This is a genomic window from Roseibium sp. (assembly GCF_965233565.1).
Classification (GTDB): domain Bacteria; phylum Pseudomonadota; class Alphaproteobacteria; order Rhizobiales; family Stappiaceae; genus Roseibium.
Genome location: NZ_OZ247494.1, coordinates 5,484,389 through 5,508,441 on the forward strand (window position 1 = coordinate 5,484,389; position 24,053 = coordinate 5,508,441).

The following is a 24,053-nucleotide window of genomic DNA, read 5'->3' on the forward strand; positions in this document are numbered from 1 at the left end:
ATCAGTTTTTGGGAAAATCTTCCGGATAGAAATCATCCGGATCAATGTCGATCCTGCGGATCGAGACTTCAATCGTGTTGGTTGTCGTTGGAGGAAACATGAAGCCGACCGACTGCAAGGTGTTTTTTTCCTCAGCCGTCGCGGGCCGGGCAGGCTCATCCCTGTAGATGTCGAATGCATCGGGAGCATGATCCGGTCCCATCAGGAAGATCCGGCTTGCCGGTTTGACCTCGCCGTCTTTCATGCGCGGTGACAGCAGCCACTTCTCACCATACTCCTCCGCGTCCCTGGGTTTTAGTTTGAACTCGGAGGTGCCGATCCGAAGATCCTGCAAAATCAGTGGATGGGTCTCGATGTCATCCGGCACGTCAGCTTCCGTGCCGATGAAGTCGTAGACGTTGCAAAGGGCCATCAGACTCTTGTCGAAATAGGTGAAATAGCCGTAGGCGTATCCTCCGCCGAGCAGCGGTGCACTGAAAAAGCGGCCTGGTTCGATCGTCGGCTTATTACTCAACTACACCCTCCATGCGTCTTCATACGCTCGTCATAGTGTTCATTAAAGGCCTTGGCCCTTTCGTCGGTGCGGGCCGGATCGTAGGACCAGACCCTGTTCGGCTCACCTCGTTTGAATGCTTTGCCGATCCTGCTCGTGTCCCGCGTCCCGTATTGCTTGATATCGGCCTGTTCGTAACCGCGCACCTGGGCATAGGTCAAATCCGTCTTTTGCACCTTGAGCGAGTAGCCCCTGCCAAGTCGCCCTGTTCCCTTGTGCGCACTGGTACGGGAAGAGACATCGTTGGTGATGCCGACATAAACAACCTCGCCAGTCTTGTTGTTGACGATGTGATAGAGCGAGTAACCGGTGGCGTCGAGCGGCGTCAGGCCGAAGGGATCGATAAAGCCGTTCGGATCGAGGGCATAAGCATAGGCGTTCAGGCCGCCGAGCAGGGAAATCGGATCGGGTTGCGTATAGCGCCCCAGGGCCGGATCGTAGTAGCGGTTGCGGTTGTAGTGAAGGCCGCTTTCATCGTCGAAATACTGCCCGGGGAACCGGAGCGGCTGATAAAAGTCGGCGCCCGTAACCACCCGGGCACCACCGAATGCCAGATAGGTCGCGGCCCAGGCGACCGACCCGTCTTCCGCGATCAGCTCGTAGGGCACGCCCTGGTGATCGGTGTTGTAGATGTAGATGCCGGTCCTTTGAGGGTGACGGCTGATCATTGCAAGGGGCGTGAAACTGAGCGGTTCAAACAGGTAAACCGTCTCAAGCGGATCGTCGGAACTGGTTGACTCTGCCAGCAGGACGTCGCCGTTCCAGAGATAACGTGTCTCGATCGGTACTGATTCACCACCGGTGCTGTTCGCGGCGCGGAGATCATGGGTGACCGTCTTGGCAATCCGCCGGTTGAACGCATCATAGCCATAACATGTCAGGGTCTCGCCTCGGCGGCCGGAGCGCCGGACCTCACGGAGCATCCCGTTGGCACCATAGACATATTCGGTCTCCGTGTGCCCGCCGGCGCCGGAGACTTCTCTGACGATATTGCCTTGTGCATCATAGGTGAAATGCTTGTCGCCGAAGACCGTCAGCCGATTGCCCGAGGCTTCTCCCGGAGGCTGCGGGGAGGTAAGCGGACTGGTCCGAGCCGCTGCAACCAGATTGTCCGACAGGTCGTAGATGAAGGCTTCCGGGGTCCAGCCCTGTGCCGACGTCAGGCGGTTGCAGGTGTCATAGGCATATTGCCTTGTCCCGCGCCGGCTGTCCTTGACCGACAGCAGCTTGTTGTCCTGCCGCCACTGGTAGGTCCGGCGGACAATCTCCTCGTCTATGCCTGGTGTCCGGGCATAGGCTGATTGCCGCACAAGGCGCCCTTGCGGATCGAACTCGTTTTCGCAGGCAATTCCGCCGGATTTTCGGGAAATGGTGCGTCCCAGATGATCATGCAGGTAAGCAGCAACTTCCCGGCCTTCGAAACTGACCGTCTTGCAATCCCCCGTCCGGTTATAGGCGTAGCTGATCGTCCTGCCATCAGGCAGCGTGGTTGTGGCAAGTTGCCCGCGGGGATCATATTCGTGCTGAATTTCGGCGCCATTCTGGCTTTCGCTGACGATCCGCTGCGCGGCATCATAAGCGAAGGAAAGTTCACAATCCGGCGTCACCGCACTGGTCACCCGATTGTTCGAAGACCAGGCGAAAGTGTGCTTGGTTCCGTCTGAGAAGTGCTTCTCCAGCACTCTTCCGTAAGGATCACGCTCATAGGACGTCAGGTCGCCGCCGTTGCGTACCGAGGCGAGAAAGCCTGTTGCCGGGTCGTAGTGAAAATCTGTCTGGCGCCGGTCAAAGCCGATTTCGCTGATGAGGCGGCCTCTGGCGTCGTAGCGCAAGCGATGATCTTTGCCGGATGCATCGACGATCAGGGTTGGCCGCAATTCATCATCATAACCAAACCGCGTGGCAGAACCGTCGGCTTCCGTCCGGGTGAGGGGGACCCGAAGACCATCATAGCTCCACTCGACGCTTTGCCCGGCTTCATCCGTGTGACGCAGGACCCGGTTGTCGGCATCATAGGCCATCGAAACACGGCCGCCATCGGCATATTGAAGATCGGTCGCATTGCCGTTTTCATCGCGCGCAATGGCGACTTCGCATCCGGATGGGTCCCGCACCCGGATCACGCGCCCAAGACCGTCGTGCTCGTAAGACGCCCTCAGATCGTCAGGTCCTTCCGCGATCAAATTGCCGTCGGAAGACCATTGCCAGCGCCAGGATGTTCCTTCCCGGTCGAGAACGGCAAGCGGGTGGCCGCGTGTGTCGCGCACATACCGGTGCTCTACACCGACAGGGTCGGTGTAGATCTCGACATTGCCCCGGGTGTCAAAGGCGAACCGGTGTTCGCCGGTTTCGCTGCTGGCCACCACAGAGGCCTTGCCGAAGCGCAGGTCGGACAGGGAGTCCGTTGGGTAGCTGAGCCTTGTGGACGTGCCATCTTCCTCCAGCGACGCGGTCTGACGTCCGAACCTGTCCCAGGAACCAGAGGTCTTGCGGCCAAATCCGTCTTCCTTGAGCGAAAGATTTCCCGCCTGATCATAGGCAAATTTCGTGACCAGCCCGTCCGGGTCGGTCTGTTTCATGACATGGCCGCGGCCATCATTCTGATAGATGGTGATGTTGCCCAGCCGGTCCCGGGCGAAGGTCTCGAACGTGTCGGGCCGGTATTTCAACTCCACGTAATGCAGTCCGGTGATGGCACCGCTGGCGGATGTGCCCCAGGTCCTGATGCATTTTGCCTCCGTGCCGCGCCCGGTATCATCCCATTCGAACGTATAGCTGAGACCGCCCCGATGCCTTTCCTCGACAATCAGGTGATTTTGATAGGCGTATTTCTGAACGTTGCCCCGGGCATCGGTTACGGTTGTCAGGTCGTTTCCCGAATACCCATAGCTGACCAGCGTCATTCTGGACGAGGCATCTGTCGGGTGCGGTGCATCGATGCGCAAAATGCGTCCGTGCACGTCTGTTGCCACTGTCAGTTCTCGCCCGCCGCTGTCTATGACACCGGCCAGCTGATCTTCGGTGCCGTAGGCAAAGCGGATGGTGTGGCCATTTGCATCCGCGATGGAAGCAATCAGCCAGATGTCGTCGGTTCTGGCCGCAGCCTTGAAATACAGGCACTGACCGTCATAGTCGCGCACCCGGTAGTTCTGACCATCCGTTTCCAGTAACAACCGCTCGACAGCATTCAGCGAAGGTTGGCCGGGACGGGGAGAAGCAAATAGGGCCAGACGGCCGTCCGCCAGTCGGAGTGCAAAGCAGTTTCCGTCTTGCCATCGATGGAGCCGGATGGCCAGGCTGTGATGCCATTTGCTGCCGAGCCCGCCTGTCCGGCCGGTCTCGCTGGAACTCGACATCCAGACGCGTGTCATCGTTAGGGGGATCGGGCCCGGTAGCTCGAAATCCGTTTCCTGGGTGAAGACTTCACCGGTCGCCATGTCGACCGGATGGCCCCGTGCGAGCCGGCCTCCGAGCTTGGCCCCGAATATGCCGCCCACAAACGAGCCGAGTGTCTGGCCGATGATCCGGCCGCGTTCCCCTCCGATCGCTTCGCCGATATAGCCGCCGACTTCCCCACCGGCAAAACCGAATGCAAAGGCACCGACGGTTTCCGCGCCGAAGCCGAGCAGGGCGCAGGTTCCTCCGGCCACATAGGCAGCAGCGGCCCCGGCGCCGACAGCGACAATGGTGCCGCCGATCGCAAGCACTTTTGCGGTAGTGAGCATCCAGGCTGGCACTTCAGACGCAACAGCCAGAAACTGACCGGATGCCCCGCCGTATTTTACGTTTTTCGACCCGGAGGAGATGAAGGCGCCGCAGGTAATCTTCTCGTCTTTCCGCGCCGCCGGAAAGGTGTTTATGAGGATCCTTTCCACCCCGGTGGCAATCGGCTTGGGCGGCCCGGGGGCGTGCATGGAACAAAGGGCACCGTCAATGATGGCGCGGGCGGCAGGACGGTTGTTGACAAGGACGTTGAGCGAGCAGGTCGGCGCAATCGTGCCGCAAGGCGAGGAAAACGTCGCCCCGAGCGCCGCCCCGACCAGGGCGCCGCCACCGGTTGTGGCCGCCGCCGCGCCTGCCGCGGCGACAACGGCAAGAGCGGCGCCGCCGGTCGCAACGGTGACTGCGACAATTGCCACACCGGCCGCCAGACCCAGCAAAGCGCCGCCCAGAAATCCTGACAGGGCGCTTGTATGGGAAATCTGATCCATAAGCCTGGCAGCAGGCTTGTGTCCGGCCATGTCTTACCCCCTGAAGACAATCGACCCCAAGACTTTCTGAAAATAGGCCCGGTCGAAATCCGCAAATTCCGGGTCGGACGCCGTACAGGCAATGCTGGCAACCTGCTGTCCGCTGAGAGGGCAATAGATTTGACGCTGGCGCATTTTTCCCGGCGGCGTACTCCAGGTGAACACCATCTCGTAACTGTCTCGCCCCTTCAGGTTGCTCTGGACCTGGGAGATCAGTTGCCAGTCCGCCAAAGAGGCCTTCAGGCTATCCACCTGTCGGTTGACATAGGCGACCAAAGGTTCCCCCGGCTGCAGGGCATCGAAAGCGACCGCCACATTGGGCGGCATCGTTCCGCTTCCCGGTGGGGCGGACCACACCAGGACGGAGCGGTCGGTCCAGTCGTCCGGGATAGAAAGATCAAAATATTTGTTTCGTATCGAAGACATTTTGCAACTCTCGTCGCGGCAAAGAAATCGTCATCATCACGCTAATTGAATTCGGCATGCTGACCGTGTGGCCGCAGAGTTTGCAACCATAGTTAACGATGAAAACAAGGTCACACCGGATTGTCTAGAAAAATATGCATTTTTTCAAACTGCACTCATGGGTTGTTTTTATAGGTGTGTTCCTGGAGGCAGGGGCATTGGTGTGCAGAAACTTGCCCAAGCGGCAGGCTCAGCCCTCCATAGGGGCGTGTCGGAGAGCAAAAGTAAGAACAAGTTCGAATTTTTGGGGACTGCAAGCGGTCAGGCTTGGTCGTAAATTGATGGACATTCGGCTTCAAGGCGCCGGAACCTTCCCGACCGAAACCCGTTTTGTGATGTTCGTCACACTTTGCCTGCGCGTGTTTCTTCGCAGTCCGGAGGTGACTGTGCAGAAAACTGCACAGTTCCATATTTTAACACTTTCGCTGAGGAGAGAATTTTCGCTGCGAAAACAATCACATCACGAAAATTACGCAAGTTGGCACACCCGTTGCTATTCTCTACCCATCGGCTCCAGACAACGAGCCCCGGAAGTCAACAACAAGAACAGACAGTCACTGAACGCACAGCCAGGCAGGAGACAGAAAAATGTCCAACATCGCTTACATCACCATCAAAGGCGCAACCCAGGGCGACATGACGTCCGACGCAACCACCGCCGACAGCATCGGCAACCTGTGGCAGGAAGGCCATGAAGGCGAATCCCTCGTCTATGCCTTTGAACAGAACGCCATCGTGCCCCGTGACCCGCAGTCCGGTTCGATCATCGCCACCCGCCGCCACATGCCGACCACCTTCATGAAGCCGGTCGACAAGGCCACGCCATTGCTGTGGCAGGCCCTGGCCACGGGCGAGAGCCTGGAAATCGAAGTCCAGTTCTGGCGCACCTCGACCGCCGGTGTTCAGGAACACTACTACACGATCAAGTTCGAGGACGCGGTTCTGGTGGAAGGCAAGACGATCCTGCCGGACGTCAATGACGAAGCCAACGCGTCCCGCGGCGACACCGACAAGTGGTCCTTCACCTACCGCAAGTGTGACTGGACCCACGAAAAGGCCGGCACCAGCGCGTCCGACGACTACCGCGCCCCAGTCACCTAAGCCCGGTCACCTAAGACCAAAACGCCTCCGGGCTGCGACCTGCAACGCAGCCCACCTGTCGGACAGGGTGCCCCTCCTGCCGGCTCAAACCGCCCGGTTCTGCGACCGGGCGGTTTTTCTTTGCCTTGTCTCAGTGTCACCCCGGGCGAGCTTTGCGAGATCCGGGGCCCTCTGTTGCCAGAGCATTGGGATCTTCAGAAGGGAGTGGCTGCGCCTTTCGGCCCTTCTTACTCTCCTTCAACAAGCGGATCTGCGAGTAGGCCCCGGCTCTCCGCTTCGCTTCGGCCGGGGTGACATTGGGGGAATGGAGCTGCAAGGAAGACGAAGAGTCGGGGCGCACTAACCTGCTATCGCGCCCTTAATTCCAACTGCCATTGGAGAGATCGGCATATCTTCACGTGTCACCCCGGGCGAGCTATGCGAGACCCGGGGCCTACTCACTTCCAGAGCAGTCGGATTTTCAGAAGGGGATGGCTGCATTTCGGGAACGTTTTCAACAAGCGGCTTCGCGAATGGGCACCAGCTCTCCGCTGCGCTGCGGCCTGGGTGACACCGAGCTGGATTACCGGTCAGATGCGAATCTGAGAGGCTTGGACAGCGGACATCAGCGCTATTCTCTAACGCTGGGGGCCAAGACAACAGCCCGGTTCTGTAACCGGGCTGTTTTTGTCTTATAGCTACTGAACGCGTGGGAACAGCGGCTGGATGTCGCCGAGCTCTGTGCCGCCAGGCAGGCGGTCGAGTTCCGGTTTCCAGGGCGTTGCAACCTCGGTGACATTCAGCATGGTAAGGGCCTTGCCGGCAGAGACCGGGATCACCTGCTGAAGCGCTTCCATGACGATGCGCAGACAGTCGAGCGCGACATAAACGACCGTCTTGCTGCGCTCCCTGGTGTCCTCGTTCTTGAACAGCGACCAGGGTGCCTGCTTGTCGATATATTCGTTCAGTTCGGCCGCCGCCGTGATGATCGCCTGCGTCCGTGCCGGAATGTCGGCGAGATCAATCCATTCGCCCATGCCGGCGGTGGCATTCAGAACAGTCTGGCGCAGAGCCTCGTCCTCGGCGGTCAGTTCGCCTTTGACCGGCAGCTTGCCGTCGAATTTGGACCTGGCGAACTTGGCGGCACGGGACAGCATGTTGCCGAGCTTGTTGTTGAGTTCGGCCTCATAGGTCTGGCCGATCAGTTCCACCGAGATCTGGCTATCGCTGTCGGCGCGCATGTGCCGGGCGAGGTACCAGCGCAATGCATCGACGCCGAGTTTTTCCATCACCTCGATCGGATCGACCACATTGCCGATGGACTTCGACATCTTGACACCGCCGGCACCGACCCAGTGGCTGTGCACCGAGAGTTTCTTCGGCAGGGGCAGACCGGCCGCCATCAGCATGATCGGCCAGTAGACCCCGTGCGGCTTCAGGATGTCCTTGCCGATCAGGTGTTCGCATTCCGCCCACCAAGGCGCATAGCTTTCGTCCGGCCAGTCGATATTGGTCAGGTAGTTGGCAAGCGCGTCGAACCAGACATAGGTGACGAACTCGGTGTCGAAGGGCAGCTCAACGCCAAGGGTCACCCGGGTCTTCGGCCGGGAGATACACAGATCCTCCAGCGGCTCGGCCAGCATCTGCTTCAGTTCGTTCCTGAAGGCTTCCGGCTGCACGAAATCCGGATTGTCGGCAATGTGCTTCAAGAGGCGCTCGCGGAACGGCTCCATTTTCAGGAAGTAATTCGTCTCTTCGGTCTGCTCGACCTGCATGGTCGGGTGCAGCGGGCACTGGCCGTCCTCGGTCAGATCGCTCTCTTTCTTGAACTCTTCACAGCCCTTGCAGTAGGTGCCGGTGTAGTTCTTCTTGACGATCAAATCCTTGTCGAAGATCGACTGCTCCATTCCGGCGACGGCCTCTTTGTGGCCCGCGCGGCTGGTGCGCACGAAATAGTCGTAGGTGACATCAAGCTTGTCGAACACATCCCGAAATTCGGCGCAGCGCATGTCGAGATAGTCCTCGACGGGCATGTCGAGTTCCTGGGCTGCTTCCTGGTTCTTCTGGCCATGCTCGTCCACGCCGGTGGACAGCATCAGCTCATAACCCAGCGCCTGGCGGTTGCGTTTCAGGATATCGGCCATGATCGAGGTGAAGGCGTGACCGATATGCGGAGAACCGTTGACGTAGTAGATCGGGGTTGTGATGTAGCTTTTCATCCAGGTGCTTTCGAATTTCTGCCAAATGCTGCTGCCGCGCGCGCGGTTCAGATCGCGCCGTTTGCCCCTGCAAACGGAAACAAGGAGGTCGCAGCTATATTTCACACTCATGTGCGCAAGAAAACCCCGGTCTTTGGAAAAGGACCAGGGATCTTGATGGAATATGGGGATGTGGCCGCGCTTTAAAAAGGTTGTTCAGCTCACCCGATCAACCAGATCCCACCCAGGACAAACAGTGCCAGGAACACGGTCTGCGTCACCACCATCCAGATGGCCGGTCCGCCGACTTCCAGAAGTTTCGGGATCGAGGTTTTCATGCCGACGGCTGCAATCGCCGCGAGCAGCGCCCAGCGGGAGACCTGGCCCGCCATGTCCTTGACGGTTTCCGGGATCAGGCCGAAGGAGTTGCAGGCGGCAAGCACCAGAAAGGCGAGTACAAAGGCCGGCATCAGGGGCGGGCGGGCGCTGTCCGGCCCGGTGCTGCTGCGCAGGATAAGCGCGGCAATCAGCACGATCGGCGCCAGCAGCGTGACTCGGATCAGTTTGACAAGCGTGGAAAGATCGCCGGTTTCCTCGTTGATGGAAAAACCGGCACCAACCACCTGGGCCACATCATGGATTGTCCCGCCGAGAAAGACCCCGGTTTCGTCGATGGTGAGCCCCAGATTGCTGGTCAGGATCGGATAGGCGATCATCGCAAGGGTCGACAGCACCGTCACCGTGATGACTGTAAAAGCAAGGTCACGTTCCGCATGTTCGCGCTTCGGCAGGATCGAGCCGATGGCCATGGCCGCCGAAGCGCCGCAGATGGCGACAGCGCCGCCAGAGAGAAAGGAAAACAGACGGTCGCGGCCGAACAGGCTGCCGATCATCAGAGAAAAGCCGATTGTCGCCAGCACACCCAGGATCACCAGTAGCAGAAACGGCAGTCCGAGTGCCTGCACCATTTCCACGCTGATGCGGACCCCGAGCAGCGCGACGCCGATCCGAAGCAGGGTCCGGGCGGAAAAGGCAATGCCGGCGGAAGTGCGCTGTTCTTCCGACAGGAAGTTGAGCGGCATGCCGAGCAGGATGGCCATCAGCATGGCCGGCGCGCCGTAATGCTCGTTCAGGAACTGCGCGGCGATGGCGACCAGCCCGGCAATCACCAGGCCCGGGAACAATTCATGGACCCGGTCTTTCAATGGTTGAACCATTGTTTTTCCTTATGTCTTTTACCTGTCGACCGGAAGGCCGCTGGGGACGGTGTCGGGAACACCAAAGGGAGGAGCGCTGACGGACGTGGTGCCCGTCAGGCTTTTCAGGAAGGCGACAAGATCGGCAATCTCGCCGTCCGTCAAGGCAAGGGGTTCAATATCGCGAAAGCGCGCATGGCGGGCCATCTCGCGTTTGTCGTTCCAGACGACAAAATCGATCGGAGCCAGCCAGGGAGCATCCGGCAGGGCCGCGACGTCCGACGTCCAGACGGCCAGCATGCCGTCGGGATCCAGGTGATGGCGCACAATGCCTTCGAGCGTCGGATAGGCCCCGTTGTGGCCATATGGTCCGGTCAGCTCCACGTTCCGAAGCATGGGCGTGCGAAAGCGGTAGGCATCTTCCAACCGGTCGCTTTCCCCCATACGGCCGACATCGCGGACCATCGGGTCAAACCGGCGGGTCCGGCCGGGCCCAAAGGGCGGCAGACCGATTGCATGAAATTGCTGGTCGCTGAGCAGTTTGCCGGAATGGCAGGATGCGCAGCCTGCCTTGCCAAAAAAGAGGTCGAGGCCGCGCTTCTGGCTGTCCCCAAGAGCAGAGGTGCTGCCTTCAAGATACTTATCGAACGGGCTGTCGAGGCTTTGCCATTCGACAGCCTGGAAGGCCGCCAGCGCATTCGCGATCTCGACGATGGTAACCTGTTCTGGTGCATCAATATGGTCGAACGCTTCCACGAACATCTGACCGTATTCGGGGATCACGCGGACCCGTTTGGCAAGGATCGGCCAGGCGGCATCGATCCGGTCGTGAATGGCACCGGCAATCTCGTTTTCCTTGAGGTTGCCGGACATTTCAAACTGGGCAACGAGTGGGAATACCGCCTGGGCAGCGAGAAGCGAATTGAAGCCGTTTGGCAGCCATTCCTCGGCCGGGGAATTGAAGCCGTTTTCATAAGTGTCCGCAATCGAAAGACGACCGTCATGAAAGAGAGTATGAAGGTCTTTTGCGCCGAGATTCCAAAGACCTGGCGCGTTTCGCGGAATCCGTTTGCGAATGCGGTCCTCACCCGTTCCGGCCGTTCGTTTTGTGCCGAGACCTTCCCCGCCTTCGCCAATGCCGAGCGACAGGTCATCGCCCGTTCCCATCTGCGGGTGATGGCAGGTTGCGCAGGCAATATTCCTGTTGCCGGACAAGATCTTGTCGTAAAAGAGGAGCTGACCGAGCGCGGCCTGTTTGCGGTCAAAGACGATGAAGTCTTCCTGCGTCAAGGGCGCAGGCAGATCCGCAGCAAGAGCCGACGCTGAAAGACAAAAAAACAGAGGGACCGACCGGAGACCATGAAGACAAAACTGAAGGCCAGCTTTCTTGCGCTGATGCTCCTTGCCACCCCGGCCGCGGCGGAAATCGAGGAAGCCCGCGACCTGATGGAAGCCAATCGCTTCGAGGAAGCGATGAAGGAACTCTGGCCGGCGGCCCGGTCCGGCAATGCCGACGCGGAAGAGCTGATCGGCATCATGTACGCGATGGGCCTCGGGGTCGAGCGCGACGACCAGCGTGCCTTCGAATGGTATCTGAGAAGCGCGATGAAGGGACATCCCGGCGCACAGTCCGGTGTCGGTTGGTACTACGAGATCGGCCGCGGCATGCCGGCGCCGGACCTCGTTCGAGCCTACATGTGGTACACGCTCTCGGCCATCGGTGGCGATCCCGATGCCGCGATCTCGCTGGAAGAGGTGGTCAAGAAGATGACCAAGGAAGAGATTGAAAAGGCGCATATCCTGGTCGATGACTATAAGGTCTGGATGTATCCGTTCCGGTGATGGCTTCAGTTGTCTGAAGTCCGCTCGGCGCAGCGCTCGTTTGAAAGAGCGCCAGGCGGAAGAGACTGGCTGAAACGGGCCTCTCTTTCGTCATCCCATGGCTTGACCATGGGATCCAGGCCGTAGCTTCCCCAATACAGCGGCCTCATATGAGGAAAGGTCACGGCGTGGATTGCAGGGTCGAGCCCTGCAATGACGAAGAAAAAGCAATACCCCGCGCCCCGTGATGGGGCGCGGGGTGTTTTGTTTATCAGTTCAGATCCGCGTCACGGGCACCGTTGACGTCGGTTTCAGCCGCGGCCACGGCTTCTTCCAGGGCGCCGAAGATTTCGCCGCCACGGGTCACGTTGTCCTTGAACCAGGCATAGACCGGGGTCGCTGCTTCCTTGAAGGCGGCCTTCTGTTCCGGGGTCGGAACATAGAGATCGCCACCGCCGGCAACGAAGTCCTCGTAAGCCTGGATCGACTTGCGCTTCGGCGAGGCGAAGGTGGCCTGCTGCAGGGCATAGAACCCGTCAACAACAACGCGGCGCATGTCTTCCGGCATGGACAGGAACTTCTCGTTGTTCATCCACCACAGGGCGCCCATATAAGCATGGCCGTCCAGCGTGACGTATTGCAGGCCGGCATCCGGGAACTTCATGCCCATGATGTCGGTGATGCCGTTCTTGGACCCTTCGACAACGCCGGTCTGGAAGGAGGTGAAAAGCTCCGGCCACGGAATCGGGGTCGGGGAGGCCCCAAGAGCCTTGACCAGTTCCTGTGGCAGGTCGGCAACGACCGTGCGGATCTTGAGGCCTTCCATGTCGGACGGGTTGGCGATGCGGCGCTTGGTGTTGGCGAAGTTTCGCCAGCCGCCGGTGTTGCCGATGGTCATCAGGCGAATGGAATTGTCGCTGTCCTCAAGCGCCATGTCACGCATGGTGCGGGTGAACTGACCGGACAGAACATGTTCGGCGATGCGGTCGTCGCTCATCATGTAGGGCAGGTCGAGAACCTGCACATACGGGAAGATGCCCGATGCGCCGCCCGAGGTAGAGATGTAGATGTCGATCGCACCACCGGCAACACCCTGCAGGCACTCCGCGCCGTTGGAGCAAAGCTGCGTGCCGATGAAGAGTTCGACTTCGATGGCACCGTTGGAGGCGGCTTCGACGAAGTTCTTGAAGACGACGAGACCGTCATAGTCTTCGTCGTTTTCGTTGGAGTTGGCCGTTGCGCGCAGCGTGTAGTCCGCAGCGGCAGCGCTCAGCGCCGAGCCGGCGAGCATCGCCGCGACGGTGAGTGATTTCAGGGCAGTTTTGAGCATGTGGTTCCTCCCTTGGGTAAGCTCAAATCAGTTGGCAAATCCGGTCAGACGCGGGATCGTCATGGACAGTGCCGGGATGTAGGTGATCAGGAAGATCACGGCGATCTCCACCGCGAGAAACGGCAGAATGGCTTTGGCAATGGTTTCGACCCGTTCCTTTGACACCGAGGCCGCAACGAACAGGACCAGTCCCATGGGTGGCGTCGCCAGACCGATGGTCAGGTTGACGCTCATGATGATGGCGAAGTGGATCGGATCGACGCCCATCTCGATAAAGATTGGGCCGAGGATCGGGCCAAGAATGATGATCGCCGGGCCTGCGTCCAGGAACATGCCGACAATGAACAGGAGCAGGTTGATCAGGAACAGCAGGATCAGCGGGTTCTCAGAGAGGCTCAATACGAAATCGGCCATGATCTCCGGGGCGTGACTGAGGCTGACCACCGTCTTGAAGGCCATGGCTGCGCCGACCAGCAGAAGCACCACGGCGGAGGTGATGCCGGCGCGGTTCAGGATGCCGGGCAGGTCCTTCATCTTGATGGAATGAAGCACGAAGAAGCCGATCAGAAGTGCATAGGCAACGGCAACCGCAGCCGCCTCGGTCGGTGTGAACACACCGATGAGGATACCGCCCAGAATGATGATCGGCGTCTGCAGAGGGGCAACCGCCTTTTTGCAGACCGTGCGGAAATCCGCCGAAACCGCACCGCGCAGGCTGATCAGGATGCCGTGTGAAACTGCCAGGAGCACCAGGAAGAGGATCATGCCCGTCAGTCCGGACAAGTCGACAAAGAGTGTCGCCAGCATCATCAGCAGGGTCGCCAGATTGAGCCGCAACAGCAACAGGGACACCCAGTATTCGACCGGGGCCATCTTCTGGCCGGGATTGACGATCCGCTGGGCCTTGGGCAGGTCATACTTGTCGGCCATCAATCGGACAACCAGCATGAGGCCGACCCCGACCATGACACCCGGTACAATCCCCGCAAGGAACAGTGCTGCAACGCTTTCACCCATGACATAGGCGTAAATGATCATGATGCCGGAGGGGGGAATGATCGGACCGATGACGGAGGAGGCCGCCGTAACGGCCGCGGCAAACTTGCGGGTATAACCCTGTTTTTCCATGGCCGGGATCAGCATGGATCCGAGCGCGGAGGTATCGGCGACCGCAGAACCGGAAAGACCTGCAAACAGCATGGAGGACAGGATGTTCACATGGGCGAGACCTCCGCGCAGATGACCCATCAGGGCCTGGGAGAATTCGACCAGGCGGGTGGTGATGCCGCCCTTGTTCATCATCTCGCCGGCGAGCATGAAGAACGGAATCGCCATCAGAGGAAAGCTGTCCATGCCGTTGTAGACGTTACGGTAGAGCAGCGTGATGTCGCGTTCCTGGCCGTTCAGCCACAAAAGCATGCCGGGTGCGGCCAGAAGGCCGAAGAACACCGGCAGGCCGATCATCAGGAAAACGAGAAAGACAGGAAGAAACCAGATCAGCATCAGTCAGCCCCCGCCATGTCAGCATCCGGAATGACAGGCAGCCGCTCGCCGCCTCCGAGTGTCGAAATCAGATTGCGCAGGATCAGCTCGATATTGACGAGCACCAGCAGCACGACACCGACAAAGAGCGACATCATCATCCAGCTGCGCGGGACGCGGATCCATTCCGACAGGGTCAGGTTTCCGGGAACATAAAGCGAGGCGGTGGCAAACTTGCCGCCGAAGCCGGTCACTTCGGCATAGCCGATCTGAACGGCGATCACGAGAACGGCAAGGGAGATCAGGAGGAGCAGAAGGGAAAGCAGGTTTCCCAGCATGCGCGGCAGCGCCATGGGCAGCATGTCAATGGCAACAAACCCGCCGCGCCGAAAGGCAGTCGGGGCCATCAGGCCGGTCATCCAGAGCATACAGAAGCGGGCGGCTTCGTCCGGCCAGGGCAGGGCGTTGTTGAACACATAGCGGAAGACGACCTGAATTAGGATCGCAACCACCATCAGGGCCACGGCAACGATGCCGATCCAGCGACCGATGCGCAAGAGATGCGAATTCAGCCAGTCGAGCGGCGCAAGGGCCGCCAGCAATATGCCCATCAGGGCTCCTCCCTAGATCGACCGGCCTGGTCCCGCAATCGCAGTCATGCCGGTCTTTTGAAGGTGCTGGCGCCGCGTCCTGTTCGTCCGGACTTGTTGTGCTCCAACACCTTCGTTCCGAGCGGGCCGTTCACCGGTCCGCTTTCCCCTTCACTCTGGCGCGATTTGACCCAATTTGCCCGCAAAAAACGTAAGGGCATCGCCATGGCGCATTTCCGCCTGCATCACCTGGCCCAGAACGATCAGATGATCGCCGCCCTCATAGGCTGCAAAACGCTGGCATTCGAAGCGCGCCAGGCAGTTCTCGATCAGCGGCACGCCCCTGTCGTCAATCCGGTGCGGCAGCTGGTCAAACGCATGCGCGTTGCGCACGAACCCGTTGCAGACTTCGGCCTGGTGATGGCTGAGCACGTGGATCGCGTAATGTTCAGCCGTTTCGAAGTAGCGGAACCGGCGCGAACCCTTGTCCGGCATCCACAGCACCAGCGGCGGATCCAGGGACACGGAAGAGAAGCTGTTGGCCGTGATCCCGACCGGACCGTCTTCCGAATGGGTCGTCACCACGGTGACCCCGGTGGCGAACCGCCCGAAGGCGTCGCGCAGGAGACGCGTATTGTCCGTGTCAGGCTCGAATGTGACGGGATGATTGGCATTCTGCATGGTCATCAGGGCACCTCTTGTCCAAGGGCCGCCTCGTAAAGACGGTACCAGGTTTCGCGGTCCAGGTTGACTTTCAGGGCATCGGAGATCCGGGAAACCCGGTCCAGATTGTTGGTGCCCATGACCGGCATCAGCTTTGCCGGGTGTGCGAGCAGGAAGGCGACCGCCACCGCGGAGCGGTCAACACCGTTTTCCAGTGCGATTTCATCCATGACCTTGCCAAGCGCTCCGCCTTCGGTGATCAGGTCGCCGCCGCCAAGCGGAGACCAGGCCATCAGTTTTGTGGCGAGACGCTGGTGGAAGGCGAGATCGCCATTGGTGAAGGGTGAAATCTCCTTCAGCGAAATCTCGATCTGGTTGGTTACAAGTTTCGCCGACATGGCCGACTGCAGCAGCTCCCAGTCCCAGGGACGGAAATTGGAGACACCGACATTCCTGACCTTGCCGCTCTTGATCAGGTCATCGAGCGCGGCGCCGGTTTCATGATGGTCCATGAAGGGGTCCGGGCGATGGATCAAGAGAAGATCGACGGTTTCGATCCCCATGTCGCTGAGCGAGAAGTCGACGGCCCGCTCGATATGGGCCCGGGAGGTGTCGTAATGTTTCACCTTGGCATCGGAATACCGCCCCATCGGCGCAACGATGTCGCATTTGGTGACGATTTCCATGCGGTCGCGAAGCGCCGGGTTGGCTTTCAGCGCACCGCCCAGCACGGCTTCCGCCGCGTAGCCGCCATAGATGTCGGCCTGGTCGAAGGTGGTGATGCCCTGGTCGAGGCAGGACTGGATCTTTTTCTCCACATGCGCGGGCGAGGTATCCGTGTCGTCACCAAGACGCCACATGCCGTAGATCAGGCGGGAGAATTCAAGAGTGTCGGAGAGACGGACGCGTTCCATTAACGACGGACTCCATTGCCAAGCGGGGTTGCTGGGGTTTCGGCCGGAACGCGGCCATAGGCGTGCGGAAGTGAACAGGTCTTCAGGTTCGGTAGAACACGCGCTCCGAAATGCTTGGCTTCCTCAAGATGCGGATACCCGGAGAAGATGAAAGCGCGGATGCCCATCTTCTGGTAGCCCTCAATCTTCGACATCACCTGGTCGGTCGAGCCGACAAGCGCAGCACCGCAGCCGGAGCGCGCCCGGCCGACACCTGTCCAAAGGTTCTGCTCGATATATCCGAACTCGTCCGCGACCTCGCGGTTCTTCGCCTGGTGGCTGACGCCGAGCGACTTTGCGTCAAGCGCCCGTTCGCGGATGGCCGTGCCCTGATCGTCATCCAGCTTGGAGACGATGTAGTCGGCATATTCCTGAGCTTCCTTTTCCGTGTCCCGGACGATCATGTGAACGCGCAGACCATAGTCGAGCGTACGGTTGTAGCCTTCGGCGACCGCGTTGACCGCTTTCATGCGGCCTTCGAGTTCTTCCATTTTCTCCGGCCACATCAGATAGACATCGCAATGCTGGCCGCACAGGTCGAGCGCCGCAGGGGAATAGCCGCCGAAATAGAGCAGGGGGCCGCCAGTCTGGTAAGGCCGCACCGGGTCGGTGGTCAGACCCTTGAAATTGTAGATCTCGCCTTCGTAGTTGATCTCGTCCCGGGTCCAGGCCTGTTTCAGGATCTCGACCACTTCGCGGGACCGCTGATAGCGGTAGCCGCTGTCAGCCTGCTCGCCCGGGAAGTCGGAGGAGATGATGTTGACGGTCAGGCGCCCCTTCAGCATGTGATCGAGCGTCGCGATGGTGCGCGCCAGCATGATCGGCTGCATCTCACCGCAGCGCACGGCGGCGAGCAGGTTGATTTTCTCGGTGATCGGCGCGCAACCGGCGACAAAGCTGAGCGTGTCCTGGCCCACCTGGTAGGAGGACGGGCACAGGATGTTGCGGAAGCCCTGGGCCTCAGCGGTTTTTACGATCGAAGAGCAATGCTCCCAGGAAGAGCGCAGGTCGCCTTCGGGAACCCCCAGAAACTGATAGTCGTCGGAACACAGCGCGGCGAACCAGGACACCTCCGCTGCATCAAGATCCGGTGACGTGACTGGGACTACTGACATGAAGGACCTCCCTTGTCGCTGCCCTTGCGGCGCAGCGGCGCCCCGTTGCAGCCCTGGGAATGCAGGGTGGGACGCATGTGCTTTCGTTTGTTTTCGAATGGCTTCATTTCGCCGTCGATTTCCACTTGCATATCACTCGATTTGATGTAAATCAATAGTGTATCAATTTTGAAAAACAGGCAACCGAAATCGCCATGCCAACCGCCTCGCAGTCGCCAAATGCGCTGCCGCTCTATGTGCAGATAAGTGAACTCTTGATTAGGGATATCGCCGCTGGCCGCCTGATTGACGGCGAACGTCTGCCGCCTGAACGGGACATGGCGGAAGAGCTTGGCATTTCCATCGGAACCCTGCGCAAGGCCCTGGCCGATCTTACGGAAAAAGGCTTACTGGAGCGGATCCAGGGTTCGGGAAATTACATACGCCAGGGTGGGACTCAGGCAAGTGTCTATGCCATGTTTCGTCTGGAGCTCCTGTCCGGAGGCGGATTGCCGCGCGCGGATATCCTGACGGTCGACCGGATGGCAAAACCGGGCGAGTTGCCGGCCTTTGGCACGAGCAACGAGGGAACGCGCATCCGGCGTCTCAGATACCTCAATGACGTTACGATTGCGGTCGAGGAAATCTGGCTCGACGGCAATGCAGGCGTCGTCAAACGCGACCTCCTGTCCGATTCGCTTTACCGTTATTACCAGAAGCAGCTCGGTTTCTGGATTTCCCATGCGGAGGACAGGGTCACCATCGGAGCCTTGCCCGACTGGACACCTGAAGCGTTTCAGAAACCGGCAGGCACCATTACGGGATACATCGAACGGTACAGCTGGGCCGACCGGCCGGAGGCCGTCGAATATTCGCGAACCTGGTTCGACACGGACCGGGCGCATTACGTTCAGCGACTGAAATAGGCAGGCGAACAAGCCGCCTCACAAGGAGAAGAAAATGCCTGCGAAGGTAAGATACGGTGTCATTGGCTGCGGGATGATGGGGCAGGAACACCTGCGCAACATCGCGCTCCTGCCGGACACCGAGGTGACGGTGATTTTCGAACCGGATGCCGAGATGGCGGCAGCTGCCGCGGAATTCGCGCCAGGTGCCCGGTTTGTAGCCTCGGTCGCGGAGCTGCTGGACGTCGAGGCGCTCGACTGTATTCTGATCGCCAGCCCGAACCATTGTCATGTGCCGCAGATGGAAGAAATCCGTCAGAAACGGCCGTTGCCGCTGCTGGTCGAAAAGCCGCTTTTCACGGATCCCAAGGACATAGCAGAACTCGAAACGTTCAAGGCGAACTATCCGGCACCTGTCTGGGTGGCCATGGAATACCGTTATATGCCGCCAATCGCCGCCCTGATCGAGCAGGCGGAGGCGGCAACCGGCGGCATCAAGATGCTGACCATCCGCGAGCACCGTTTTCCGTTTCTGGACAAGGTTGGCGCCTGGAACCGGTTCAACAAGTATTCCGGCGGCACATTCGTCGAGAAATGCTGCCATTTCTTCGATCTGATGCGCCTGATCATGAAGTCGGAACCGGTGCGGGTGATGGCTTCCGCGGGCCAGGACGCCAATCACAAGGACGAAATGTATGACGGCGAACAGCCGGACGTGCTCGACAATGGCTATGTGATTGTCGATTTCGAAAACGGCGCCCGCGCCATGCTCGAATTGTGCATGTTCGCCGAAGGTTCCCGCTACCAGGAAGAGGTCGTTGCTCTCGGACCTGACGGCAAGATCGAAGCCTTTGTGCCGGGGCCGGGACGGTTCTGGCCGGAAGATCTTGGCGAACCGCCGGTGCCGCAGCTGGTGGTCTCGCCGCGCCACCCCAAGGGACCGCGCCAGATCGACATTCCTGTCGATCCGACCATTCTGGATGCCGGCGATCACAATGGCTCCACCTTCTATCAGCACGAAGGGTTCGTTGCCGTTGTGCGGGGCGAGAAAGCGCATCCCGAAGTGACACTCACTGACGGCCGCCGGGCAGTGGAAATGGGGCTTGCCGCCCAGCAATCCGCGCGGACCGGTCAGGCCGTTTCGCTTGCCAGTCTGAAGCTTTCCTCGGTTGCTTGCTGAAAGGCGGTGTTTCCTCCGAGGTGACTTGCCGGCGTGACAGGATCACGCCGGCATTTTTCATTTTCCTTCGCGTTCGTTACCAGCGTGTTGTTCTGGGTGCGCTGTTGACCGCGTCCGTGCTGAAACCATCGCGCCCGCGGCGCATGTTGAGTGCCCGGATGGGCACCTTGTATTCCCGCCCCGTGTCGGATTTTCGGCACTGCTGTGTGCGATAGGCAATGTTGTCCGGAACACCTCTCGTGTTCTGCACCAGCACGCAGAAAACATCATAGCGGCCATTGATCGGAACCTCCCGGCGTGCGCCCTGGGCGACAATCACCTGCCGATGCCGGGTGAAGTCACTGTCAAATAGCAAGAAATTACAATATTTGGCGCTGCCGTTCGGGCCGCGTGTGCTCTCACAAAAAAAGATTTCCGCGTCTGCAGACGTGGGAGCGGCGAGTGCGAAAATCGCAGACAACCCCGAGAAGATGAGGCTGGTGGCCAGAAAGCGGCGCAGTTCCGGCATGCCGGTAATCTCCTTTATGCGATTGCAATCCTGTCGTGTCAGGTTGCATTCAGATTGTCACTATACGTAAGATCTGCGTGTGACGCGCCGCACAGGGAACAGACGCGCCGCGTGTTATTTTCATCGGTTCGGAAAACCGCTCTGCCAGCCCGCAAATTGCCATGGTGCAAGATCAGTGTGGCCCGGACCCCAAGTCGATTGCCACTGGAGAGCCACCATGCGCAAGACGGTTTCCGTTGTTCTGTCCTCAGCCCTGATATTGCAGACGGTTTTTGTAAATGGCGTGTTCGCTGCGCCCGCCGTGACCACCGCCAATGTCAATTTTCGACAGGGGCCGGGCACCGGCTACGGTTCGCTCGGCACAGTGCCCAACGGCACACAGGTCGAACTTGAAAACTGCGATGACAACGGTGCGTGGTGCTCCGTCAGTTACAACGGGCAGAACGGGTTTGTCAGCGGTCAGTATCTGCAGTTGACCGAAGGAGAGAAAACCACCGGCTGGCCGCGCTCCTTCCAGACGGATGCCGGCGCGACGCTGGTGCTCTACCAGCCGCAATTCACCGAATGGGACAATTTCAAGACCCTGAAAGCGCTGGTGGCTGCCGAATACATCAAGGACAAGGACGCCAAGCCGGTGTTCGGTGTGATCGGTGTCAGTGGTGAGACCATCGCCGACCCGCAAAGCGGTGAGGTGGATGTCAGCAAGATCCAGGTGACGCAGCTTGATTTTTCCGCCCTTGACCGTCAGTCACTGACGGATCTGTCGCTGCAGGTCGGTAAGATCATGCCCACCGGCACGGTCACGGTGAAGGAAGATCGCATTACGGCGGGCCTTGCCGAATATCAGCGCATGGATGATGTCCAGGGCCTCAATGCAGAGGCTCCGCCGATCTTCATCTCCACCGAGCCGTCCATTCTTGTCCAGACCGAAGGTGCGCCGATTTTCGCACCCGTCAAGGGGGATCAGGGACTGAGTTTTGTCGTCAATACCAACTGGGACATCCTCAAGGTGGACGATACGGAAGAGCTATATTTGAGGGACGAAAAATCCTGGATGAGCACAAAGGATGTCTCCACGGGGTGGCAGCCCGTCTCCGAACTGCCGGACCTGATCAAGTCCCTGCCGGAGGACGACAACTGGAAGGAAACCAAGGAAGCCATTCCGGGGGAACCGTTCCCGGATAACAAGCCGCCGAAGGTGATCTATTCCGACAAGCCCGCAGAAATGATCGTGTTTGAAGGAGAACCCAAGCTGGAGCCGGTCGCTGGCACCGATCTGGAATGGGCCTCCAACACGGACAGCGATGTCTTCTTCCTGAAGTCGACCTCGACCTGGTACATTCTTGTCTCCGGCCGCTGGTTCAAGTCGGCCTCGCTGGACGGTCCCTGGGAATTCACCACACCGGACATGCCCTCCGACTTCCTGAACATTCCGGAAGATGCGCCGTATTATTCGGTGCGCTCGTCCATTCCGGGCACATCAGAAGCCTCGCAGGCGCGTCTGAAGGCCAGCATTCCGACCACCGCGCGTGTCGAAATCGGTTCGGTCAGTGCTGATGTCGCCTATGCGGGCGATCCGGAATTCGAGCCGATCGAGGGCACATCCATGTCCTACGCGGTCAACACAAGCGACCAGGTGATTCAGGTCGGAGCCAAATACTACGTCCTTCAGGACGGTGTCTGGTTTGTCGGTGACAGCCCGGAAGGACCGTTCGAGGTGGCGACTGCCGTTCCGGACGAGATCTACACGATCCCGCCATCGTCGCCAGTCTACAACACCACCTATGTGCGGATCTATCAAAGCGAACCGGAAGCCGTCTGGTACGGCTACACAATGGGGTATCTGACCGGCTTCCTTGCCTGGGGCGTCTTTGTCTATGGCACCGGCTACTATTACCGGCCCTGGTACCGTCCGGGCTTCCGGCCGATCTACTATCCGCGTCCCGTGACCTACGGCATCGGTGCCTTCTACAATCCCATCCGCGGCACCTACGGTCGCTACGGTTACGCTTATGGCCCGCGGCGCGGTATCGCCGCCGGCGGCATCTACAATCCGCGGACTGGCGGCTATATCCGCGGGGCTGCCATCAGCGGCCCGCGCGGCAGCGCAGGGTTCATCACCGCCTATAATCCACGCACCGGGAACCGGATCGTCGCCGGCGGTGCCCGCGGCATCTACGGCTCTTGGGGCGGAGCGGTCGTGTCCGGCCCGCAATGGGCACGCACAAGAGATCTGCAGGCCGGGGCGGTCAATCGCTGGAAACAGGATGGCGATCTGGGCCGGGTGGCCAATCTCGACCGGCGCGGCGACGTTTTCGCCGGACGGGACGGGTCGGTCTATCGCCGGGACGGCGACAACTGGCAGCGTTTCGAAGGTGGCCGCTGGAGCGGTGTCGATGCGCCGTCTCGTGATCAGATCTCGGATCGCATGGGCGACATTGGCGCCGGGCTTGCCGGAGGGGCAATCGGTGCCGGGGCAGGGGCGGCCATTGCCAACCGTCCGGCAGGGGACCGTGTGCAGAACCGGCCCAATGCAGGCAACCGTCCGAATGCGGGCAATCGGCCGACCAACCTGCCGGCCGGTCAGCGTCCCAACGTGCAACGGCCCGCACAGCAACCGAATGTGCAGCGTCCGGCCCAACGACCGAATGTTCAAAGACCGGCCCAGCAACCGGCTCAGCGGCCTGCAACACGGCCTGCGCAGCGTCCACAACAGGCGCCGGCGCACCTGAACCGGGACCGCAGGGCCCGTGACGCCGGCAACCGCCAGGTCAACCGCCAGCGCAACGTCAACCGCTCCCGCCCGCAACAGGCCCGTCCGCAACAGGCGCGGCCCAATCGCGGCGGTGGTGGACATCGCCGGGGCGGCGGCGGCCGTCGGAGGTAGGTGAGGGTCATCGTCTGTGTGGCAACAGAGGGGCGCGGCATTGCCGCGCCTTTTTCGTTTCTTCGAGTGTTTATGCAAAATTTGAGGTAGGACGAAAGACTGGCAAAAGCCTTAAATTCGGAACCTCAAGAGCTGACATTCAGGAGCAACTGATACTCTGACGGATCAAGCGTTGACTTTGAAAGTGGACGCATCTCCGCCGCTGGCCTGCCAATGACGGCAGCAACCCGAAGTGAAGCAGTTAATAAGAAATCAACCAGTCTACCTTGGTAGTGGTCTTGTTTGGACTATTTATATTTTTTGTCGGAGAGGTTTAGAGTTTTCGTATGTAGTTTTTCTTTTCGTATGTCGACACGATTGCTTTGGAATTGTAGATGAATTTCCTGGTTTTCATTGTAAATTAGTGAGGCTGATTGTTGGTGCCGGTCAATAATTGAAGCTCGATAAGCTTTAACTGGTATGTTTGTGCTCATGCTGTTAGTTTCTTCGATAATTTTAAAAAGCGCTTTACAAAGCACATCCACTCCTGCCGACGGTTTGTTTTGTTCGACCTCAGAAATCACTGAAGGGGTTATTTCTGCTAGACTGTGCTTTTTAGAATATTTTGTGGAACTTTCATTACTTAAAAACTTTTTACCTAGTGAAATTGTCCACTCACCAACTTTTTCTCCATACAGTGCCAAAGCACCAAGTGCTACGCCACTTGCAGCGTACTGGCCAATAGTGATGACAATTTCGTATGAACCTTTATACTCGGTAACCGACGCACTATCTTCATCCGATAGCGAAAAGATACTCCCTGTTGCCTGAATCGCTCTTTGAACGATTGCGCGAACATCGGCAGGTTTTTCATCGAATGTTAATGAAATCGCGAACATGTAAAAATCCTTGCAGGAAT

General features: G+C 59.3%; 19 protein-coding genes. 5 read left to right on the forward strand and 14 right to left on the reverse strand.

Features of this window, described 5'->3' with window-relative positions; genetic code table 11:
* Position 1 precedes the first annotated feature (1 nt).
* The 3 genes from ACO6TG_RS25005 to ACO6TG_RS25015 are packed head-to-tail and all read right to left on the reverse strand — an operon-like array spanning position 2 to position 5,229.
* Positions 2 to 514 (reverse strand): hypothetical protein, encoded by a 513-nt coding sequence (locus ACO6TG_RS25005; RefSeq protein WP_422375681.1) that lies wholly within the window; start codon positions 512 to 514, stop codon positions 2 to 4.
* A complete protein-coding gene (locus ACO6TG_RS25010; protein ID WP_422375682.1) occupies positions 511 to 4,794 on the reverse strand; it encodes an RHS repeat-associated core domain-containing protein in 4,284 nt (1,427 codons plus the stop codon). Before ACO6TG_RS25010 ends, ACO6TG_RS25005 begins: the two co-directional genes overlap by 4 nt.
* A gap of 3 nt (positions 4,795 to 4,797) precedes the next feature.
* Positions 4,798 to 5,229 carry a DcrB-related protein gene (locus ACO6TG_RS25015; RefSeq protein ID WP_422375683.1) on the reverse strand — a complete coding sequence of 144 codons (432 nt, stop codon included), beginning with the start codon at positions 5,227 to 5,229 and terminating at the stop codon, positions 4,798 to 4,800.
* A 627-nt stretch (positions 5,230 to 5,856) separates the two neighbouring features.
* Between ACO6TG_RS25015 and ACO6TG_RS25020 the strand changes: the two genes are divergently transcribed.
* Positions 5,857 to 6,369 (forward strand): Hcp family type VI secretion system effector, encoded by a 513-nt coding sequence (locus ACO6TG_RS25020; RefSeq protein WP_422374345.1) that lies wholly within the window; start codon positions 5,857 to 5,859, stop codon positions 6,367 to 6,369.
* A 677-nt stretch (positions 6,370 to 7,046) separates the two neighbouring features.
* On the opposite strand, the gene metG is transcribed toward ACO6TG_RS25020, so the two are convergent.
* The 3 genes from metG to ACO6TG_RS25035 all read right to left on the reverse strand — a co-directional run bounded on the left by metG (position 7,047) and on the right by ACO6TG_RS25035 (position 11,032).
* Positions 7,047 to 8,567 (reverse strand): methionine--tRNA ligase, encoded by a 1,521-nt coding sequence (metG, locus tag ACO6TG_RS25025; protein ID WP_422375684.1) that lies wholly within the window; start codon positions 8,565 to 8,567, stop codon positions 7,047 to 7,049.
* 200 nt (positions 8,568 to 8,767) lie between these two features.
* The gene (locus ACO6TG_RS25030) at positions 8,768 to 9,763 is read right to left on the reverse strand and encodes a YeiH family protein (protein WP_422375685.1); all 996 of its coding nucleotides are present in this window, start codon (positions 9,761 to 9,763) and stop codon (positions 8,768 to 8,770) included.
* A gap of 18 nt (positions 9,764 to 9,781) precedes the next feature.
* Positions 9,782 to 11,032, reverse strand: a complete 1,251-nt coding sequence (locus tag ACO6TG_RS25035) for a cytochrome-c peroxidase (RefSeq protein WP_422375686.1) — start codon at positions 11,030 to 11,032, stop codon at positions 9,782 to 9,784.
* A 69-nt stretch (positions 11,033 to 11,101) separates the two neighbouring features.
* Here ACO6TG_RS25035 and ACO6TG_RS25040 point away from each other — a divergent pair, with 69 nt between their 5' ends.
* Complete coding sequence (locus ACO6TG_RS25040) at positions 11,102 to 11,584, forward strand: tetratricopeptide repeat protein (protein ID WP_422375687.1); 483 nt, start codon at positions 11,102 to 11,104, stop codon at positions 11,582 to 11,584.
* A 250-nt stretch (positions 11,585 to 11,834) separates the two neighbouring features.
* On the opposite strand, the gene dctP is transcribed toward ACO6TG_RS25040, so the two are convergent.
* The 6 genes from dctP to ACO6TG_RS25070 form a co-directional block, all read right to left on the reverse strand.
* Positions 11,835 to 12,893, reverse strand: coding sequence for a TRAP transporter substrate-binding protein DctP (dctP, locus tag ACO6TG_RS25045; RefSeq protein WP_422375688.1), 1,059 nt, complete (start codon positions 12,891 to 12,893; stop codon positions 11,835 to 11,837).
* A gap of 27 nt (positions 12,894 to 12,920) precedes the next feature.
* The gene (locus tag ACO6TG_RS25050) at positions 12,921 to 14,396 is read right to left on the reverse strand and encodes a TRAP transporter large permease (RefSeq protein WP_422375689.1); all 1,476 of its coding nucleotides are present in this window, start codon (positions 14,394 to 14,396) and stop codon (positions 12,921 to 12,923) included.
* A complete protein-coding gene (locus ACO6TG_RS25055) occupies positions 14,396 to 14,986 on the reverse strand; it encodes a TRAP transporter small permease (protein ID WP_422375690.1) in 591 nt (196 codons plus the stop codon). The genes ACO6TG_RS25050 and ACO6TG_RS25055 overlap by 1 nt, the downstream gene beginning before the upstream one ends.
* A 150-nt stretch (positions 14,987 to 15,136) precedes the next feature.
* Positions 15,137 to 15,652, reverse strand: a complete 516-nt coding sequence (locus ACO6TG_RS25060) for a flavin reductase family protein (protein WP_094070069.1) — start codon at positions 15,650 to 15,652, stop codon at positions 15,137 to 15,139.
* Complete coding sequence (locus ACO6TG_RS25065) at positions 15,652 to 16,542, reverse strand: aldo/keto reductase (protein ID WP_422375691.1); 891 nt, start codon at positions 16,540 to 16,542, stop codon at positions 15,652 to 15,654. Before ACO6TG_RS25065 ends, ACO6TG_RS25060 begins: the two co-directional genes overlap by 1 nt.
* A complete protein-coding gene (locus ACO6TG_RS25070; protein WP_422375692.1) occupies positions 16,542 to 17,696 on the reverse strand; it encodes an LLM class flavin-dependent oxidoreductase in 1,155 nt (384 codons plus the stop codon). The genes ACO6TG_RS25065 and ACO6TG_RS25070 overlap by 1 nt, the downstream gene beginning before the upstream one ends.
* A gap of 194 nt (positions 17,697 to 17,890) precedes the next feature.
* Between ACO6TG_RS25070 and ACO6TG_RS25075 the strand changes: the two genes are divergently transcribed.
* Together ACO6TG_RS25075 and ACO6TG_RS25080 are read left to right on the forward strand one after the other, a co-directional pair.
* Complete coding sequence (locus tag ACO6TG_RS25075; protein WP_422375693.1) at positions 17,891 to 18,601, forward strand: GntR family transcriptional regulator; 711 nt, start codon at positions 17,891 to 17,893, stop codon at positions 18,599 to 18,601.
* A 34-nt stretch (positions 18,602 to 18,635) separates the two neighbouring features.
* The gene (locus tag ACO6TG_RS25080; protein ID WP_422375694.1) at positions 18,636 to 19,760 is read left to right on the forward strand and encodes a Gfo/Idh/MocA family protein; all 1,125 of its coding nucleotides are present in this window, start codon (positions 18,636 to 18,638) and stop codon (positions 19,758 to 19,760) included.
* Positions 19,761 to 19,836: 76 nt separating this feature from the next.
* Here the strand turns inward: ACO6TG_RS25080 and ACO6TG_RS25085 are convergent, their stop codons facing one another.
* A complete protein-coding gene (locus ACO6TG_RS25085; protein WP_422375695.1) occupies positions 19,837 to 20,268 on the reverse strand; it encodes a hypothetical protein in 432 nt (143 codons plus the stop codon).
* A gap of 217 nt (positions 20,269 to 20,485) precedes the next feature.
* Here ACO6TG_RS25085 and ACO6TG_RS25090 point away from each other — a divergent pair, with 217 nt between their 5' ends.
* The gene (locus ACO6TG_RS25090; protein ID WP_422375696.1) at positions 20,486 to 23,155 is read left to right on the forward strand and encodes an SH3 domain-containing protein; all 2,670 of its coding nucleotides are present in this window, start codon (positions 20,486 to 20,488) and stop codon (positions 23,153 to 23,155) included.
* A 287-nt stretch (positions 23,156 to 23,442) separates the two neighbouring features.
* Here the strand turns inward: ACO6TG_RS25090 and ACO6TG_RS25095 are convergent, their stop codons facing one another.
* Complete coding sequence (locus ACO6TG_RS25095) at positions 23,443 to 24,033, reverse strand: hypothetical protein (RefSeq protein ID WP_422375697.1); 591 nt, start codon at positions 24,031 to 24,033, stop codon at positions 23,443 to 23,445.
* Between the last annotated feature and the right edge of the window lie 20 nt (positions 24,034 to 24,053).

Bases quoted from the DNA above. Each gene is read 5' to 3' on its own strand.
- ACO6TG_RS25010 (WP_422375682.1), bottom strand. From the start codon at position 4,794: ATGGCCGGACACAAGCCTGCTGCCAGGCTTATGGATCAGATTTCCCAT.
- ACO6TG_RS25015 (WP_422375683.1), bottom strand. From the start codon at position 5,229: ATGTCTTCGATACGAAACAAATATTTTGATCTTTCTATCCCGGACGAC.
- ACO6TG_RS25020 (WP_422374345.1), top strand. From the start codon at position 5,857: ATGTCCAACATCGCTTACATCACCATCAAAGGCGCAACCCAGGGCGAC.
- metG (WP_422375684.1), bottom strand. From the start codon at position 8,567: ATGAAAAGCTACATCACAACCCCGATCTACTACGTCAACGGTTCTCCG.
- ACO6TG_RS25030 (WP_422375685.1), bottom strand. From the start codon at position 9,763: ATGGTTCAACCATTGAAAGACCGGGTCCATGAATTGTTCCCGGGCCTG.
- ACO6TG_RS25040 (WP_422375687.1), top strand. From the start codon at position 11,102: ATGAAGACAAAACTGAAGGCCAGCTTTCTTGCGCTGATGCTCCTTGCC.
- dctP (WP_422375688.1), bottom strand. From the start codon at position 12,893: ATGCTCAAAACTGCCCTGAAATCACTCACCGTCGCGGCGATGCTCGCC.
- ACO6TG_RS25050 (WP_422375689.1), bottom strand. From the start codon at position 14,396: ATGCTGATCTGGTTTCTTCCTGTCTTTCTCGTTTTCCTGATGATCGGC.
- ACO6TG_RS25055 (WP_422375690.1), bottom strand. From the start codon at position 14,986: ATGGGCATATTGCTGGCGGCCCTTGCGCCGCTCGACTGGCTGAATTCG.
- ACO6TG_RS25060 (WP_094070069.1), bottom strand. From the start codon at position 15,652: ATGACCATGCAGAATGCCAATCATCCCGTCACATTCGAGCCTGACACG.
- ACO6TG_RS25065 (WP_422375691.1), bottom strand. From the start codon at position 16,542: ATGGAACGCGTCCGTCTCTCCGACACTCTTGAATTCTCCCGCCTGATC.
- ACO6TG_RS25070 (WP_422375692.1), bottom strand. From the start codon at position 17,696: ATGTCAGTAGTCCCAGTCACGTCACCGGATCTTGATGCAGCGGAGGTG.
- ACO6TG_RS25075 (WP_422375693.1), top strand. From the start codon at position 17,891: ATGCCAACCGCCTCGCAGTCGCCAAATGCGCTGCCGCTCTATGTGCAG.
- ACO6TG_RS25080 (WP_422375694.1), top strand. From the start codon at position 18,636: ATGCCTGCGAAGGTAAGATACGGTGTCATTGGCTGCGGGATGATGGGG.
- ACO6TG_RS25085 (WP_422375695.1), bottom strand. From the start codon at position 20,268: ATGCCGGAACTGCGCCGCTTTCTGGCCACCAGCCTCATCTTCTCGGGG.
- ACO6TG_RS25090 (WP_422375696.1), top strand. From the start codon at position 20,486: ATGCGCAAGACGGTTTCCGTTGTTCTGTCCTCAGCCCTGATATTGCAG.
- ACO6TG_RS25095 (WP_422375697.1), bottom strand. From the start codon at position 24,033: ATGTTCGCGATTTCATTAACATTCGATGAAAAACCTGCCGATGTTCGC.